Source organism: Demequina sp., assembly GCF_049841215.1.
Taxonomy (GTDB): Bacteria; Actinomycetota; Actinomycetes; order Actinomycetales; family Demequinaceae; genus Demequina.
Genome location: NZ_JASGEO010000007.1, coordinates 45,818 through 60,440 on the forward strand (window position 1 = coordinate 45,818; position 14,623 = coordinate 60,440).

At 66.3% G+C, this 14,623-nt stretch carries 20 protein-coding genes and 3 tRNA genes; 8 read left to right on the forward strand and 15 right to left on the reverse strand.

What is annotated here, in order from left to right; all coding sequences use genetic code 11:
* Positions 1 to 243 precede the first annotated feature (243 nt).
* On the forward strand, positions 244 to 1,341 hold the full coding sequence (locus QM618_RS02725) for an NADH:flavin oxidoreductase/NADH oxidase (RefSeq protein WP_428094663.1): 1,098 nt from the start codon (positions 244 to 246) through the stop codon (positions 1,339 to 1,341).
* Here the strand turns inward: QM618_RS02725 and QM618_RS02730 are convergent.
* From QM618_RS02730 to QM618_RS02740, 3 genes are read right to left on the reverse strand one after another with little or no spacing between them, the layout of a single operon-like run.
* Positions 1,338 to 2,108 (reverse strand): ABC transporter permease, encoded by a 771-nt coding sequence (locus QM618_RS02730; RefSeq protein WP_428094665.1) that lies wholly within the window; start codon positions 2,106 to 2,108, stop codon positions 1,338 to 1,340. The genes QM618_RS02725 and QM618_RS02730 overlap by 4 nt on opposite strands.
* Complete coding sequence (locus QM618_RS02735) at positions 2,105 to 2,995, reverse strand: ABC transporter ATP-binding protein (RefSeq protein WP_428094667.1); 891 nt, start codon at positions 2,993 to 2,995, stop codon at positions 2,105 to 2,107. Before QM618_RS02735 ends, QM618_RS02730 begins: the two co-directional genes overlap by 4 nt.
* Positions 2,992 to 3,348 carry a GntR family transcriptional regulator gene (locus QM618_RS02740; protein ID WP_428094669.1) on the reverse strand — a complete coding sequence of 119 codons (357 nt, stop codon included), beginning with the start codon at positions 3,346 to 3,348 and terminating at the stop codon, positions 2,992 to 2,994. The genes QM618_RS02735 and QM618_RS02740 overlap by 4 nt, the downstream gene beginning before the upstream one ends.
* Before the next feature lie 112 nt (positions 3,349 to 3,460).
* Between QM618_RS02740 and orn the strand changes: the two genes are divergently transcribed.
* On the forward strand, positions 3,461 to 4,060 hold the full coding sequence (gene orn / locus QM618_RS02745) for an oligoribonuclease (RefSeq protein ID WP_428094671.1): 600 nt from the start codon (positions 3,461 to 3,463) through the stop codon (positions 4,058 to 4,060).
* A 54-nt stretch (positions 4,061 to 4,114) separates the two neighbouring features.
* Positions 4,115 to 4,190, forward strand: a tRNA-His gene (locus QM618_RS02750).
* 130 nt (positions 4,191 to 4,320) lie between these two features.
* Here the strand turns inward: QM618_RS02750 and QM618_RS02755 are convergent.
* Positions 4,321 to 4,581, reverse strand: coding sequence for a GlsB/YeaQ/YmgE family stress response membrane protein (locus tag QM618_RS02755; protein ID WP_428094673.1), 261 nt, complete (start codon positions 4,579 to 4,581; stop codon positions 4,321 to 4,323).
* 97 nt (positions 4,582 to 4,678) lie between these two features.
* On the opposite strand from QM618_RS02755, the gene QM618_RS02760 reads away from it, so the two are divergent.
* Positions 4,679 to 5,356: a DUF4126 domain-containing protein gene (locus tag QM618_RS02760; RefSeq protein ID WP_428094675.1), complete on the forward strand. Its 678-nt coding sequence runs from the start codon at positions 4,679 to 4,681 to the stop codon at positions 5,354 to 5,356.
* 74 nt (positions 5,357 to 5,430) lie between these two features.
* Here the strand turns inward: QM618_RS02760 and QM618_RS02765 are convergent.
* A tRNA-Lys gene (locus tag QM618_RS02765) sits at positions 5,431 to 5,506 on the reverse strand.
* A 97-nt stretch (positions 5,507 to 5,603) separates the two neighbouring features.
* Here QM618_RS02765 and bcp point away from each other — a divergent pair.
* The 3 genes from bcp to QM618_RS02780 all read left to right on the forward strand — a co-directional run bounded on the left by bcp (position 5,604) and on the right by QM618_RS02780 (position 6,833).
* Positions 5,604 to 6,074, forward strand: coding sequence for a thioredoxin-dependent thiol peroxidase (gene bcp / locus QM618_RS02770; RefSeq protein WP_428094677.1), 471 nt, complete (start codon positions 5,604 to 5,606; stop codon positions 6,072 to 6,074).
* Positions 6,075 to 6,097: 23 nt separating this feature from the next.
* Positions 6,098 to 6,179, forward strand: a tRNA-Leu gene (locus QM618_RS02775).
* Between the two features lie 18 nt (positions 6,180 to 6,197).
* Positions 6,198 to 6,833 carry a LysE family transporter gene (locus tag QM618_RS02780; RefSeq protein ID WP_428094679.1) on the forward strand — a complete coding sequence of 212 codons (636 nt, stop codon included), beginning with the start codon at positions 6,198 to 6,200 and terminating at the stop codon, positions 6,831 to 6,833.
* Between the two features lie 76 nt (positions 6,834 to 6,909).
* Here the strand turns inward: QM618_RS02780 and trxA are convergent, their stop codons facing one another.
* Positions 6,910 to 7,272, reverse strand: a complete 363-nt coding sequence (trxA, locus tag QM618_RS02785; RefSeq protein ID WP_428094681.1) for a thioredoxin — start codon at positions 7,270 to 7,272, stop codon at positions 6,910 to 6,912.
* A 100-nt stretch (positions 7,273 to 7,372) separates the two neighbouring features.
* Here trxA and QM618_RS02790 point away from each other — a divergent pair, with 100 nt between their 5' ends.
* Positions 7,373 to 7,915 carry an NUDIX hydrolase family protein gene (locus tag QM618_RS02790; protein ID WP_428094684.1) on the forward strand — a complete coding sequence of 181 codons (543 nt, stop codon included), beginning with the start codon at positions 7,373 to 7,375 and terminating at the stop codon, positions 7,913 to 7,915.
* 80 nt (positions 7,916 to 7,995) lie between these two features.
* Here the strand turns inward: QM618_RS02790 and rdgB are convergent, their stop codons facing one another.
* The 9 genes from rdgB to QM618_RS02835 are packed head-to-tail and all read right to left on the reverse strand — an operon-like array spanning position 7,996 to position 14,596.
* Entirely contained in the window at positions 7,996 to 8,622 is a 627-nt protein-coding gene (gene rdgB, locus QM618_RS02795) for an RdgB/HAM1 family non-canonical purine NTP pyrophosphatase (protein ID WP_428094687.1), read from the reverse strand.
* Entirely contained in the window at positions 8,622 to 9,353 is a 732-nt protein-coding gene (gene rph, locus QM618_RS02800) for a ribonuclease PH (protein ID WP_428094689.1), read from the reverse strand. The genes rdgB and rph overlap by 1 nt, the downstream gene beginning before the upstream one ends.
* Before the next feature lie 18 nt (positions 9,354 to 9,371).
* On the reverse strand, positions 9,372 to 10,160 hold the full coding sequence (locus QM618_RS02805) for an MBL fold metallo-hydrolase (protein WP_428094691.1): 789 nt from the start codon (positions 10,158 to 10,160) through the stop codon (positions 9,372 to 9,374).
* On the reverse strand, positions 10,157 to 10,957 hold the full coding sequence (murI, locus tag QM618_RS02810) for a glutamate racemase (protein ID WP_428094694.1): 801 nt from the start codon (positions 10,955 to 10,957) through the stop codon (positions 10,157 to 10,159). The genes QM618_RS02805 and murI overlap by 4 nt, the downstream gene beginning before the upstream one ends.
* On the reverse strand, positions 10,950 to 11,609 hold the full coding sequence (locus tag QM618_RS02815; protein WP_428094697.1) for a DUF2017 family protein: 660 nt from the start codon (positions 11,607 to 11,609) through the stop codon (positions 10,950 to 10,952). The genes murI and QM618_RS02815 overlap by 8 nt, the downstream gene beginning before the upstream one ends.
* On the reverse strand, positions 11,606 to 11,899 hold the full coding sequence (gene clpS / locus QM618_RS02820) for an ATP-dependent Clp protease adapter ClpS (RefSeq protein WP_428094699.1): 294 nt from the start codon (positions 11,897 to 11,899) through the stop codon (positions 11,606 to 11,608). The genes QM618_RS02815 and clpS overlap by 4 nt, the downstream gene beginning before the upstream one ends.
* 32 nt (positions 11,900 to 11,931) lie before the next feature.
* Entirely contained in the window at positions 11,932 to 12,234 is a 303-nt protein-coding gene (locus QM618_RS02825) for a DUF3039 domain-containing protein (RefSeq protein WP_428094701.1), read from the reverse strand.
* 20 nt (positions 12,235 to 12,254) lie between these two features.
* Entirely contained in the window at positions 12,255 to 13,856 is a 1,602-nt protein-coding gene (locus QM618_RS02830; RefSeq protein ID WP_428094703.1) for a hypothetical protein, read from the reverse strand.
* On the reverse strand, positions 13,838 to 14,596 hold the full coding sequence (locus QM618_RS02835) for an ABC transporter ATP-binding protein (protein WP_428094705.1): 759 nt from the start codon (positions 14,594 to 14,596) through the stop codon (positions 13,838 to 13,840). Before QM618_RS02835 ends, QM618_RS02830 begins: the two co-directional genes overlap by 19 nt.
* Positions 14,597 to 14,623 lie beyond the last annotated feature (27 nt).

The window sequence follows — 14,623 nt, forward strand, 5'->3', positions numbered from 1 at the left end:
GCTCGTAACCGAATATTAGCCTTAACATTTAACGCTCACGCAAGTCGAGAGAGGTCACAGTTCTGTAACGCTCCCCGTTCAGATTACGCCTGGATGGGCCTTCGAATCGTTTCGTTGGTCGGATTTCCGTTATCGCTCACATTCTGCGCTCACATTTGCACCTCACTACCAGCGACGGCGCCCGGGAACAGATCACCGCGGCCCGTGGTTTGAGCAAGGCGCAAGCCGCGAGAGGATGCCTACATGACAACCGCCCTGTTCACCCCCTTCACCATTCGGGACGTCACGTTCCGCAATCGTCTGTGGGTCTCCCCCATGTGCCAGTACTCATGCGAGGACCAAGACGGCGTCCCCACGGACTGGCACCTCGTGCACCTCGGCAGCTTCGCCCGCGGCGGCGCGGGCCTCATCGTGGCCGAGGCGAGCGGCGTGGTCCCTGAGGGCCGCATCACCCCGTGGTGCACGGGAATCTGGGACGAGGCGCAGCGCGACTCGTGGGCGCGCATCGTCGACTTCATCCACAGCCAGGGCGCCAAGGCTGGCATCCAGCTGGCCCACGCGGGCCGCAAGGGCTCCACGCACCGCGAGTGGAGCGGCAAGGGCTCCGTTCCCCTGCCCGACGGCGGGTGGACTGCCGTAGCCCCCTCGCCTATCGCCTTCCCCGGCTATGCAGATCCACGCGAACTCACGGCGGACGAGATCGAGCAACTTCCCGCCGCGTGGGCCGCGTCTGCTCGCCTCGCGCTCGACGCAGGCTTCGACGTCCTCGAGGTGCACGCCGCCCACGGCTACTTGCTCCACGAGTTCCTGTCGCCCCTCAGCAACACGCGCACGGATGAGTACGGCGGCTCGCTCGAGAACAGGGCCCGGCTGTTGCTCGCCGTGATCCGCGCGGTTCGCGCCGAGGCCGGAGAGGGAGTTCCCGTCTTCGTGCGGCTCTCTGCCACGGACTGGTCAGAGCCCGACGGCTGGACGATCGACGACACCGTCGCGGTGTCGGAATGGGCCAAGGAGGCCGGAGCCGACCTCGTCGACGTGTCATCCGGCGGCCTCGTCGCGGGAGTGCACATCCCTACGTCACCCGGCTACCAGGTGCGGTTCGCGAGCGCGGTGCGCACTGGTGCCCACGTCCCCACGGGAGCCGTGGGCCAGATCGTGGGAGCCCACCAGGCGGAGCAGGTCATCGCGTCAGGCGATGCGGATGCGGTATTTGTTGGCCGCGAGTTCTTGCGCGACCCACACCTGCCGCTGCGCGTGGCGCACGAGCTGGGCGAGGAGCTGGACTACTGGCCCAAGCCCTACACACGTGCGGACTTCTCGCAGCGCCCCAACGTCGCCTAACCCTTCGGTGTTGCGCGCCGCATGAGCGCCCATCCCACGAGCGCGCAGGCGAGCGTCACCGGCACGGAGTACAACGACACCGCAAGAAGCGAATTGGTGGTGAAGAAGGTGCCAATGGCGGTCCACGACTCCGTGGTCGTGAGCGCAAAGACCACGGCCACGATGAGTAGCGCAAGCACGACGAAGAACATCACGAGTCCGGTGGAGCCCCAGCGCACGAAGACCGCGGCAACGGCGGAACCCGCGAAGAACATGAACAGCAGTGCCAGCGTGTAGATCACCGCGAGTTCCCACACGGGGATCTCGCTGAGCCCCCACGGAGCAAAGAACGCGCCGTTCACTCCCCATCCGTCGGTGGCACGCTCCACCAACGCAAGCAATGCGATTCCGCCGCCATACATCGCGGACAGTGCGGCGAACGTTGCGGCGCTGCCAACGAAGTAGTCGCGCCGCGTAGCGCCCAAGCCCACTACGAAGCTGAAGGTCTGGTTCATCGCCTGCACCGCGACCACGAGCATGTAGACAAACACCCACGAGACGCCGCCGTTCTGTGTGAACGCGGCATCGGGAAGCGGCTTGCCGTCTGCCGCGATCAGGATCGCTTGCCAGATGGCGTAGTTGAGCCCAAAGACCGCCAGCAAAATTAGCCACGGCGAGTAGATGATGGTCCACGGGTTTGCCGCGTGCACGCGAGCGGTGGTGACGATGCGGTGCCACGACGTGTGCGCCGAGGCGGGACGCATGGCGGGAACGGTGACTGCGGTCATGAGCGTGCCTCCTCAGGCTGAATGGTGCCGCGCGTGCGGCTGACGATGAGTTGCTGCAGTGACACGGGTGCCACCTCCAAACCAGAGCCAACTGCCCGAGCTTTGTCAGCCTCGGACAGGCCGGTGAGTGTCACCGAAGAGATGCCGCCTACGGAATCCCAGCCCAAGACCTCGCGGCCCTGCGCGAACGCCTCCACCGCCGCGTGCCCGCCGACGAGCGTGACGGCGGTGCCGCGCAGGTCGTCGGCATCGGCGTTGATGAGCAGCTCGCCCCCGTCAACGACGAGCACGTGGCTGAGGAGTTTGGAGGCCTCGTCGATGAGGTGTGTGGACAAGATGATGGTGCGCGGGTTCTCGCTGTAGTCCGCGAGCAGGTGGTCGTAGAACAGCTGCCGCGCCACCGCGTCGAGGCCGGCGTAAGGCTCATCGAGAAGCGTGAGTTCCGCTCGCGATGCCAGCCCAACGATCACGCCAACCGCGGAGCGCTGGCCCCGCGACATCTTCTTCATGCGGCGATCGAGCGGCACCCTGAACTCCTCCGCAAGCCTCGCGGCATATGCCCCATCCCAGTTGGGAAACAGGTGTGCGGCCGCGCGCAATACGTGCTTGCCGCGGAAGCTGTCCGGGTACACCTGCGACTCCCGCACAAAGCACGTGCGGGCCAGCACGGAGGCGTTCTCCACGGGGTTCTCGCCGAACACCCTGATGGTGCCCGTCGAGGCGAACTCTTGGCCCGTGATGAGGCGCATGAGCGTTGTCTTGCCTGCGCCGTTGCGCCCAAGCAGGCCGCAGATGGCGCCCTCTTCCACGCGGAAGGTGGCGTCTTGGACGGCCTTCACCTTGCCATAGTGCCTGGTAAGTCCCTGTACTTCGATGACGGCGGTCACGATTCCGCCTCCCTTCCGATCATCTGTATGAGTTGGCCTGGGGTGATGCCAAGAGCTTTGGCCTGCGCCACGAGTGGGCGCACATACTCGTCGTGGAAGCCGCTGGTGCGCGCGTCGACGAGCCGCTGCCGCGCGCCCTCCGCCACAAACATCCCTATGCCCCTGCGCTTGTAGAGAATCCCCGCGTCGACGAGCAGGTTGATTCCCTTCAGCGCCGTAGCCGGATTGATCCGGTGGAAGGCCGCGAGGTCGTTGATGGACGGCACCTGGGCCTCCTCGCGCATCGAGCCGTCGATGATCTGCGACTCGAGTTGCTCGGCGATCTGCAGGAAGATCGGCCGTCCGTCGTCCATCTCGCGCTCCCGGTTTATTGGTTAGTTAGTTCAGTAACTAAGTAACCACGCTGCCCGACGCTGTGTCAAGCCCGGCGCGAAAGTCACCGCATCGCCCCAGTACAGTGGGCACATGTCAGAGACGGCGCTCGTGTGGATTGACTGTGAGATGACCGGGCTCGACACCGTCAATGACGCGCTCATCGAGGTCGCATGCCTCGTCACCGACGCCGAACTCAACGTGCTCGGCGACGGCGTGTCCGTAGTGATCCGGCCCTCCGCTGAGGCCGTGGAAAACATGGGCGACTTTGTACGGCAGATGCACACCACGTCTGGCCTCATCAACGACCTCGATGGTGGCGTCACCATGGAGGAGGCCCAGGCCACGGTGCTCGCCTACGTGCGTCACCATGTGCCGGTGGCGGGCAAGGCGCCGCTCGCGGGCAACACGGTGGGCATGGACAAGATGTTCCTCGAGCGCGATATGCCTGAACTCATGGCGCACTTGCACTATCGCGTCGTGGACGTCAGTTCCCTCAAGGAACTCGTGCGGCGGTGGTACCCCCGCGTGTTCTTCCAGGCGCCCGCCAAGACCGGCGGTCACCGCGCGCTCGGAGACATTCAGGACTCGATTCGCGAACTGCGGTACTACCGCGAGACAGTGTTGGTTCCGCTGCCGGGCCCGGATTCGGACTCCGCGAAGGCGGCCGCGGCGGGCGTTACCGCGGGTTAGTGGCCCGGCGCGAGGCACGGTACACTTTTCGCTGGCCCACTCGTGGGCCGCATGGTGGCTATAGCTCAGTTGGTAGAGCACCGCGTTGTGGTCGCGGGGGTCGCGGGTTCAAGCCCCGTTAGCCACCCCAAGGAGGCCGAGTGCACGCGAGCTTGCTCGCGGTGCCGAGGCCGACGCAGGGGTCGTAGGCGCGTAGCGCCGAACACCCCACACACGAAAGCCCCCCGGACGCGAGTCCAGGGGGCTTCGTCGTGTGTGCGCTACACCTTCTTGGCGAACACCGCCCGCCCCACACCAAGCAGGATCACGGCGACCGCGATCGAGATGGCCCAGCGGATCCAGTCGATCCCGTCGGTCTTGTCCACGCCGAAGAGGCCAGCGATCCAGTAGCCGAGCAGCGCACCGCCGATTCCGGCGATCCAGTTGCCCCACCACGGCATTCCGGACGAGCCCTTCTGGATCAGCGAGGCAATGACTGCCAGCACTGCGCCAAAGATAAGCGTGCCGATGAGAGTTCCCATGGGACGCTCCCTCCTCCCCCCGCGGCCCCGACTCTCGGGCGCCGTTTGCCACGCTATCGTGGGTGGTTGAATCACGCGCGTCGAGAGGGAGGCAACGATGGAAGCGTGGGCAATCGCCCTGCTGACCGGCTCCGGCTTTGCTGCGGCGTCTGGCCTCAACGCGTTCATCCCCATCGTGCTCGTGGGCGCGTTGGCCCGCTTCACCGACGTGATCGTGCTGCCTCCAGAGCTCGAGTGGCTGCAGTCGTGGCCCGTCATCGTGATCGGCCTCGTGCTACTGCTGAGCGAACTCGTGCTCGACAAGATCCCTGGTGTTGACCACATCAACGACCTCTTGCAGTTCTTGGTGCGCCCCGTTGTTGGCGGCGTGATGTTCGTGGCCACCGCGTCCGCGGACGTACAGGGGCAGTCCGACTTCTGGTTTGAGCATCCCTGGATCGCCGGAATCGCAGGCGCCCTTCTCGCGCTCGGCGTGCACACCGGCAAGGCGGTCGCGCGGCCCGCAGTCAACGCCTCGACGGGCGGCACCGGCGCGCCCATCGCCTCGTTCGCGGAAGACGCGCTGTCCGTGGCGCTATGCCTCGTAGCGCTGTTCGTGCCCATCCTCGTGCTGTTCTTCTTCATCTTCTTGGGCATAGCGCTGTACCGAATCGTCACCACGGGACGGCGCCGTCGCCGCCGCCGCGCACAACTGGAGGCGGCGGGCAGGGCAGAGCGCGAGGCCCAAGCTGAAGCCGGTGCGCAGACGTCGTGGTGGCGCGGCCGCTGGCGCTAACGAGAGCCAAACGCGAAACCCAGCCCCACCGTCGGGCATGAAAAAGGCCCCATCCGTATGGATGGGGCCTTTCTTGGTACACCCCCTGGGACTTGAACCCAGAACCCACTGATTAAGAGTCAGTTGCTCTGCCAATTGAGCTAGAGGTGCTTGATAGCGAGATACAAGTTTAGCAGGGTGACGGCGGGGTGTGAAATCGGAATGCGCGCGTTCAAACCGGGTCACCAACGCCACTACCCTGGGCGCCATGACCCGCCACCTCCTGACGCCCGGCGACACCGCCCCAGACTTCACCGCTCCAACAGATACCAGCACGTTTAGCCTCTCGGAGCACCGCGGAGCCACGGTCATCCTGTTCTTCTACCCGGCAGCGATGACTCCTGGTTGCACCACCCAGGCGTGTGACTTCCGCGACAGTCTCGATGCGCTCAAGGCGCACGGCTACCAGGTCGTTGGCATCTCCAAGGACGCCCCTGAGGTGCTCGCCCAGTTCCGCGCGCAAGAGCACTTGCAGTACACGCTCGTGTCCGACGAAGACCTCGCGATCCAGAACGCCTACGGGGCGTGGGGGCAGAAGAACCTGTACGGCAAGCTCATCGACGGCACCATTCGCACCACGATCGTCATCGGGCCCGACGGCGTGGTCACCCACGCGTTCTACAACGTCAAGGCAACGGGTCACGTTGGGCGGTTGCGCCGTGACCTCGGGATTGGCTGACGCTCCCGTATTCTTGATGCCGCGCGCGAGTGGCGAAATTGGCATACGCGCTGGATTTAGGTTCCAGTGTCCTCGGACGTGCGGGTTCAAGTCCCGCCTCGCGCACTTGAGAGAGGGGCACCAGTGACGCATGACTTGCTGGTGCTTGCCCTCGCAGGGTTTGCCGCGGGCTTCGCGATCGCGATGCCCGTTGGGGCGATCGCCGTGCTCATCCTCCGCGAGGGCATGGTGCGCGGGGTTCGCTACGGCCTCGCCGCCGGCGCCGGCGCCGCGTCGGTTGACCTGTTGTACTGCACGCTCGCGGTGGCACTTGGTGCCACACTGTCCGACGCTATCGAGGGTGCCCTTCCCACGCTCGCCTTGGTCTCTGGCCTGGTAATCATCGGGATTGGCGTGTTCCAGTTGGTGGCCGCGATCCGCGCGCACGCTGAATCAACGCAAGAGGTCGTGGCCGGCAGCAAGCTCGCTGTGTACTGGCGGTTCGTGGCCCTCACCGCTCTCAACCCGGCGACGATCGTGTACTTCTTGGCGCTCTCTGCCGTGGTGACAACCGTCACCACGTCCGTTGCCGGGCCCATCGTCTTTGTCGCATGCACCGCGCTCGCGTCCCTGATCTGGCAGTCCGCGCTTGCCGTGGTGGGCGGCCTCGTCGGCGCGAACGTGTCCGAGCGGGCGGTGCGGACCCTTGGCCTCGTCGCGGCCTGCGCGATCATCGCGCTCGGCGTGGTGGCCGTTGTCGCGGCCGCCACGCGGCTCTAGCCTGCGGTAGCGCGCACAAGAAAACCCGACGCCAGGGCCATCACTGGCCCCAGCGTCGGGCAGAAAAGTGGTGCCGTTAGGACTGTTGCGCGGCAACCTGCTTGCGCACGTCGTCCATGTCCAGGCCCTCGACGGCGCTAACGAGCTGCTGGAGAGCGGGAGCCGGAAGCGCGCCGGGCTGGCTGAAGACCATGATGCCGTCGCGGAACGCCATGAGCGTGGGGATCGCAGTGATCTGGTAGCGGTTGCTGAGCTCTTGGTTGGCCTCGGTGTCCACCTTGGCGAAGGTGATCTCCGGCTTGTCCTCGCTCAGAGCGCCGTAGATGGGCGCAAACGCCTTACAGGGGCCGCACCACTCCGCCCAGAAGTCGACGAGCACGATGCCGTCCTGGCTCACGGTCTCGTCAAAAGTGGCGGTGGTCAGGTCAACGGTTGCCATGGTTTCCTCTCTCGCGGCCTCGCCGCATGATTCACGTTCTAGGGTGTCACGCCTCGGCGCGCGTAGAGAATTCAGCGCGCGGAGGCGGTAGAAAAGACTCATGACCGACATGGCCGAACTGCCTTCAGAGCCAACAGGCTGGCTGAGTGACAACGAACTCAACCATGTGCGTTCTGAGCTTCCCTTGCTGTACGTGAACGCGATTCCGGTGCGCATTAATCCCCGCGGCGAGGTAGCCGAGATTGGGCTGCTCTTGCGCGCTGACGAGGGCGTGATTTCCCGGGCGCTTGTTGCGGGCCGCGTCATGTATCACGAGACCGTGCGCGACGCCCTGATCCGTAACCTTGAGAAGGACCTCGGCTCCGTGGCGCTGCCCCAGGTGCCCACGTCCCCAACGCCGTTCGCGATCGCCGAATACTTCCCTACGCCCGGCGTGACGCCGTTCTACGATTCGCGCCAGCACGCCGTGGCGCTCGCCTATGTGGTGCCCGTTGACGGCGATTGCTCGCCCTCCCAGAACGCGCTGGACATCGTGTGGCTCACGCCCGAGGAAGCCGCATCACCCGAGGTATCCGGCGAGATGGCGCATGGCCAAGATGTGTTGCTGCGGCAGGGCCTTGCGTATTGCGGCGTGCTGCCGTAGGCGGTGGACAAACAAGGGCCTCAGATAAAGATGTGGGGCCTGTGACTCGGTGCGCACTGTTTTGAGTCGCACCAGTCACATCAGTCACTGACACCCTTGGGAATCAACGTCGCCGCGATGTGGGGGGCCAGGGCACGGAACGCCGCAGCGCGATGCGAGATCGCGTTCTTCTGCTCTGGGCTCAGTTCCGCGCTCGTCACCGCGTAGCCGTCTGGGATGAAGATGGGGTCGTAGCCAAAGCCGTTGCTGCCCGACGCTGTGGTCGCCAAAGCCCCACGTACCGTTCCCGTTTCCACCACTTCGGTGCCGTCTGGCTTCACGAGCACGGCGGCGCAGACAAAGGCTGCGCCGCGGTGAGCGGCCGGGATGTCCGCCATCTGATCCAGGAGCAGCTGCAGGTTTTCTGCGTCTGCCCCGTGGCGGCCGCACCACAGTGCGGAGAAGATTCCCGGCGCTCCACCCATGATGTCCACGGCGATGCCGGAGTCGTCCGCGATCGCAGGCAGGCCCGAGGACGCGCACAAGGCACGCGCCTTGATCAGGGCGTTCTCGGCGAACGAGGTGCCGTCCTCCACGGGCGACGGCGCCCCCAACTCCCCCGCAGACGCGATGTCCCCATCCGCGAGCGAAGGCACCAACGGCTCAAGGATCGCGAGGATCTCCCCCACCTTGTGCGCGTTGTGGGTGGCGAGCGCGATGCGCGCCATTAGCCCTCCAAGGCCAGCGCCTGCAGGCGGGCAAGTTCGGCGTTGCCAGCGGTGGCGAGCTCCAGGAGCGCGTCCAGCTCGGCGCGAGAGAACGGCGCGCCCTCCGCGGTGCCCTGCACCTCCACAAAGCCGCCCGTGCCGGTCATGACCACGTTCATGTCGGTCTCTGCCCGCACGTCCTCCACGTACGGGAGGTCGAGCATCGGGACACCGTCGATGATGCCAACCGACACCGCAGAAACAGAACCCGACAGCGGCTTCTTACCAGCACCAATGGCGCCGTTGGCGCGGCCCCATGCCACAGCGTCGGCCAGTGCCACGTACGCGCCGGTGATGGCGGCGGTGCGCGTGCCGCCGTCCGCGTCGATCACGTCGCAGTCAAGGACGATGGTGTTCTCGCCCAGCTGCTTGACGTCGATGATCGCGCGCAAGGAACGGCCGATGAGCCGCGAGATCTCGTGCGTGCGGCCACCGATCTTGCCGCGCACGGACTCGCGATCGTTGCGCGTGTTGGTGGCGCGCGGGAGCATCGAGTACTCGGCGGTGACCCAGCCCTCACCACTTCCCTGCTTCCAGCGCGGCACGCCCTGCGTGAACGACGCGGAGCACAGCACGCGCGTGCCGCCAAACGCCACAAGGCACGAGCCCTCTGCGGCGGCCTGGAAGCCGCGCTCGAAGGAAATGGGGCGGAGTTCATCGAAAGCGCGGCCATCCGCGCGCGTGATCGTCATACCTCCGAGCCTAGGGCTTCAGAACTCGTAGACCTGCCCGGGAAGGGCGCGCGCGGCACTCGGGACGTGCTGATGAACCTGCGCCATCGTGTCGGTAGCAGGTACCCAGCTGGCGATGTGAGTCACCACGGTTGTGGCGGCGCCCGACGCTGCGGCCAGTCTCCCCAGCTCGTCACCATTCATGTGGATACCAGGCGGGTTTTCCCAGCGATGCGCCCAGCCCGCCTCGCCGAGGAGGAGGTCGCAGCCCTTCGCGAGATCGTCCACTTCGGAGCAGCGATCGGTGTCTCCGGTGAACACCATGGAGGCGCGGCCCTGATACGGCGAGGGTCCCTCGATGCGATATGCGAGCGCGGGGACGGGGTGGAAGGCTTTGGCCGCGGTGATGTCGAAGGGGCCAAGGGACACCCGCGCACCGTGCTGGAGAGCGGTGAAGTCGAACTCGCTGAGGTCGTCGTAGGTGGCATCCGGCCCGGTATCGCCGCCGATCTCGAGGATGCGGCGGTCGATTCCTGGTGGGCCAAAGAGGTTCAGGCGCGGGAGGTTCGCGTCGCGATCTGGGCCGTAGCGGCGCAGCACGGACAGGGCGCCAAGGTCCGCGCAGTGATCCGGGTGCCCGTGGCTAATGAGCACGCCATCCACGCGAGCGGGATTGCAGTAGCCCTGCAGCGGGCCAATTGCGCCCGAGCCCAGGTCGAGGACGAGTCGCCACGTCCTCCCGTCAGCGTCGGCCTCGAGGAGGTAACAGGAGGCTGGCGATTCCGGGCTCGCCGTTGACCCGGCGGAGCCAACGATCGTGAGCCTCACAGCGACTCCACGGTGGTGACGACGGGGCCGAGGAAGCGCTGCGCGAGCGCCTCGAAGCGATCACGCTCTCCCGTCGCGAAGAAGCGGTGGGCGGGGATGGTGTCCGTTGGCGCCTCAAGGCCATTCGCGGCGAGCGCGCGGTAGACGTCGATGGCCGTCTCCGTTGCGGAGTCCACAAGCGTGACGTCTTCGCCCATGACGTAGCCGATGGCTCCCGCGAGCATCGGGTAGTGGGTGCAGCCGAGGATCACGGTGTCGACCCCAGCCTCGCTGAGCGGTGCCAAATACTCGCGTGCCACGGTGACCACCTCTGGGCCGGACGTCACTCCGGCCTCGACAAGTTCCACGAAACGCGGGCACGCCTGGCTCGTCACGTGGATGTCTGGGGCGCCGGCGAGTGCGTCGTCATAGGCGCCAGACGTGATCGTTGCCACGGTCCCAATGACGCCTACATGACGGTTGCGCGACAGCGCGGCGGCACGGCGCACGGCGGGCACGATGACCTCGACCACCGGAACGCCGCGCTCCTTCGCGAAGCGCTCGCGGGCGTCCCTAAGAACCGCCGCCGATGCCGTGTTGCAGGCGATTACCAGCAGTTTCACCCCATCGTCGACGAGCTGATCCATGATCGCGAGCGCGTGCTTGCGGACGTCGGCGATGGGTAGCGGACCGTACGGCCCGTGAAGTGTGTCTCCCACGTAATGGATCGACTCGTGGGGCATCATGTCCATCATCGCGCGAGCAACGGTGAGCCCGCCAACGCCTGAGTCAAAGACGCCAATGGGCGCGCTAGACATCGGTCTCCTTAGGTCTTGCCACGTATTCAACGAGCGTCTCTTGCAGCCAGGTGAGCGCTTGATAGAGCATGCCGAGCCACACGCGCTCGTGGTCGATGGGCAGCACCTCTTCCTCGTCCGTCTCGAGCGCGTGCGTTGCCAGGTCAATCTCTTGGTGCAGGCGATCGGCGTCGTCGTCGGTAGTGAGCCCCAAACGCGACGCAAGCACGAGCCGTACGTCTGTGAGGGCCGCAGCGGTAGCGAACGCCTCGTCCTCGTTCACCACCCACTCCTCGTCGCTGGCACCATTCGAGCCGAAGCTCAGTTGCTCCCAGATGCGCCGGAGCCTGCGGATCTTGGTGGCGCGCAACTCTCCATCCGTGAGCCTGCGAAACTCGTCAGCGGCCTCGCGATCGGTAGGCGCGGCGTTGGGGAGCAACCGAAGAATTGCGGGGTCGCTCGGCTCCTTGATCGACTCCTCAAGGCCCCGCAAGTGCTCAAACGGATCATCGATGTCAATGTCTGCGGGAGAACTATCGCCGGGATGGTCCGAGCCAAAGGGTTCGGCGCCGAGCAGCAACGCCACGTCCGCGACGATCCGAGCGACGACGAGCCGCTCCTCGTCGTCGAGTTCCGCGATGGCGACCGCGCCGTCGGCCCTAAAACCCCTCACTCGCCGGACCTCTGCAGGGTGGCCCAAAGCCCGTACGAGTGCATGGCCTGCACGTCCACTTCCATCTTCTCTCGCGGTCCGGAACTGAGCACGGAGCGGCCGTTCTCGTGGACCTCGCGCATGCGCTTCTCCGCGTCCTCGAGGGTCAGGTTGAAGTACGTCTGGAACACATGTGTCACGTAGCTCATGAGGTTGACCGGATCGTTCCACACGATCGTGACCCACACATCGTCGAGGCGAGTGGCTATGGAGCCCTCGGTCTCGAACTCGCTGTTGGTGCTCACGGGCACCAGCCTACGAGCGACTCGCCCGAACGGACGCGCTACTCGCCGCCGTCTTCCGGACCAAAGCGGCCGTCAATGATCTCCTTGCACGCGGGGCACACGGGGAAGCGTTGCGGATCCCGACCGGGCACCCACACCTTGCCGCACAGCGCGATGACGGGCTCGCCCGTCATCGCGGACTCGAGGATCTTCTCTTTGCGCACGTAGTGCGAGAAGCGCTCGGCGTCTCCGGGCTCGCTCAGCTCGCGCGTCTCGACGCGCTCGATGGTGGCCGTGCCACCTCGTTGTTCAGAGTCACGCTGCGGTTGCGACTGGGGCTGGGGGTCAAGCGTCTCGCTCATCCGGCCATCGTAGCCCGCAATCAACTGATGGCCGCGAGCAGCTTTCCCGCCCTCGCGTCGTAGAGCCGCCCGGCAACGAGCAACCCGTAGACGTATGCGGCGGTGCCGATGCCCAAGCCGCCAAGGCCCGCAACAATCCCCCACCGCGCGTCCACCACGATTGCGAGCACGCACGGCACGATCACGAGCGGCAGCAGCACGAACGTTGCCGCCGAGGACGCGAGCTGACCAACGAGGCCCGCACCAACCGTGCCCACCTCGGCACCGAAAGGGTTCTCCCCTGGTGCGGGCACGCGGTAGGGCAACAGCACGGACGTGACCGCCGCCACCGCGAGCGACGTGCCGAGCGCGCCAACGGCGGCTCCCGTGACCGCCGGCGCAAGCTCCCAATGACCAGACCAGCCCGCGGTGACGAGCCCGGCGACAGCCACAAGCGGAAGCGACCACATCGCCACTGCCGCGAAGCGCCCGCGCATCACGGGACCACCCCGCCGGCCCGCCACGACGTCGAGCCACAATGCGGAGGAGTCGTAGGCGACGTCGTTGTGACGCCCCCACCCCACCGAGGTTGCCAACACAAACGGAGCCGCGAATGCCCAGCGTGGATCCAGGTCAAACGCCGGGATGATCACCGCAACAAAGACGGTGGGCATGAGCACCGCTGCGATGAGGCCCGTCACGTAACGGGGATCGGAGCGCCACGCCCTCGCCGTGCGCGCGTACACGGCGCCCGCCGGTCCCGCGCGGTCCGCGCGGCGCAAGAAGGGGACGTGACGGCCAGCGCCAACCACAGCGTCGGGCCTGGTACGGCCGCCACCGCTGCGATAGACGGGAGTGACGAGCGCGAAGGCCACGTTGGCGCGCCATGCGAGAAGCAAGACGAGTACCCATGCGGTCGCGGCCCCCATGAGCCACCACGCCGAGGTCCAGTCGCCGGCGGCTGCGCGCTCTGGCGCGGTGAGGGCGGAGACGAGGGGCGTGCGCGCGATGGCGTCGATGACAACGTCAAACTCGGTCTCGAAGAGGTACTCGAGGCCTCTGCTGAGGGCGCGCCACGTGAGGTAGCCCATGAAGAGAGTGACCAGCGCCGTCACGCCGAGCGCGACGGTGCGCGCGGCACGATTGGCGAACACGCGCGCGGCCCACGCGGCCACCACTTTCGCCACCGCGACAAGAGACACGGTCTGCACCACCGCGCCAAACAGCGCGAACGCGCCCACTCCGGCACCCTCAGAGAACCAACTGGACGCAAGCGAGAGCCACAGAAATGCGAAGAACGCCGCAGGCAAAGTGAGGAGGGACGCCACCAACAGGCCCGGCATGATGCGTGACGCCTTGACCCCAAGCGGGGCGAAGCGCCGCGGGTCAAGGGTGTCATCGCCACCCGCCACGAGGATCGGGACGAGCGCCCAGCCCAGCACAAAGACAATCCCAAGGCTCGCGAGCGCCACGGTGCGGGCGTCCGGATCGGTGACGCTGAGTTCGGCACGCGCCCACAACACCCCTGGCACCAAGGTGAGCATCCAGATGCCACCGGCGATGAGGATTAGCAACCGCCACCACTCACGCACCAGCAGGTGGCGCATCGAGGTGAGGCGGAGGCCTACGACGGTCGCAACCACGTGAGGTCTCTGTGATCGCGCTCGTCGCCAACGAGTTCCACGAAGCGCTCCTCAAGCTCTGCTCCGCCCCGCACCTCGTCGATGCCACCCGACGCGAGCACCCGGCCCGCACCGACCACGGCAACGTGCGTGCACAGGCGCTCGACGAGGGCCATCACATGGGAGGACATCACCACGGTGCCGCCGCCAGCGACAAAGTCGATGAGGATGCGGCGAATGCCCGTGGCGCTCACCGGGTCCACGGCCTCGAATGGCTCGTCGAGCACCAGCACGCGCGGCGCATGAATCAGCGCGCACGCGAGCGCGATCTTCTTCGCCATGCCCGCGCTGTAGTCCATGACAAGGGTGCGGGCAGCTCCGCCAAGGTCAAGGGTGGCGATGAGGTCGTCGCGGCGTGGCGCAATGACGTCGGGTGCCAGCCCCCGCAACCGCCCCGCGTACGAGATCAGCTCTGCCCCGGTAAGCCTGTCAAAGGTGCGCAGCCCATCAGGCAACACGCCAAGCAAAGGCTTGGCAGCGTCGGGCTGTCGCCAGAGGTCAATGCCAAGGATGTGGACCGTTCCCGCGTCAGGCGTAAGCAGCCCCGTCGCCATCGACAGCGTGGTGGTCTTGCCCGCGCCATTGGGCCCCACGACGCCGTAGAAGGAGCCCGCGGGGATGTCGAGGTCGATCGCGTCGGCCGCGCGCAGGGTGCCGTAGACCTTGGTGAGGCCGCGCAGAGACATCGCCGGTTGGGTCATTGCGCCAGCGTAATCGCCCCGCCAGCG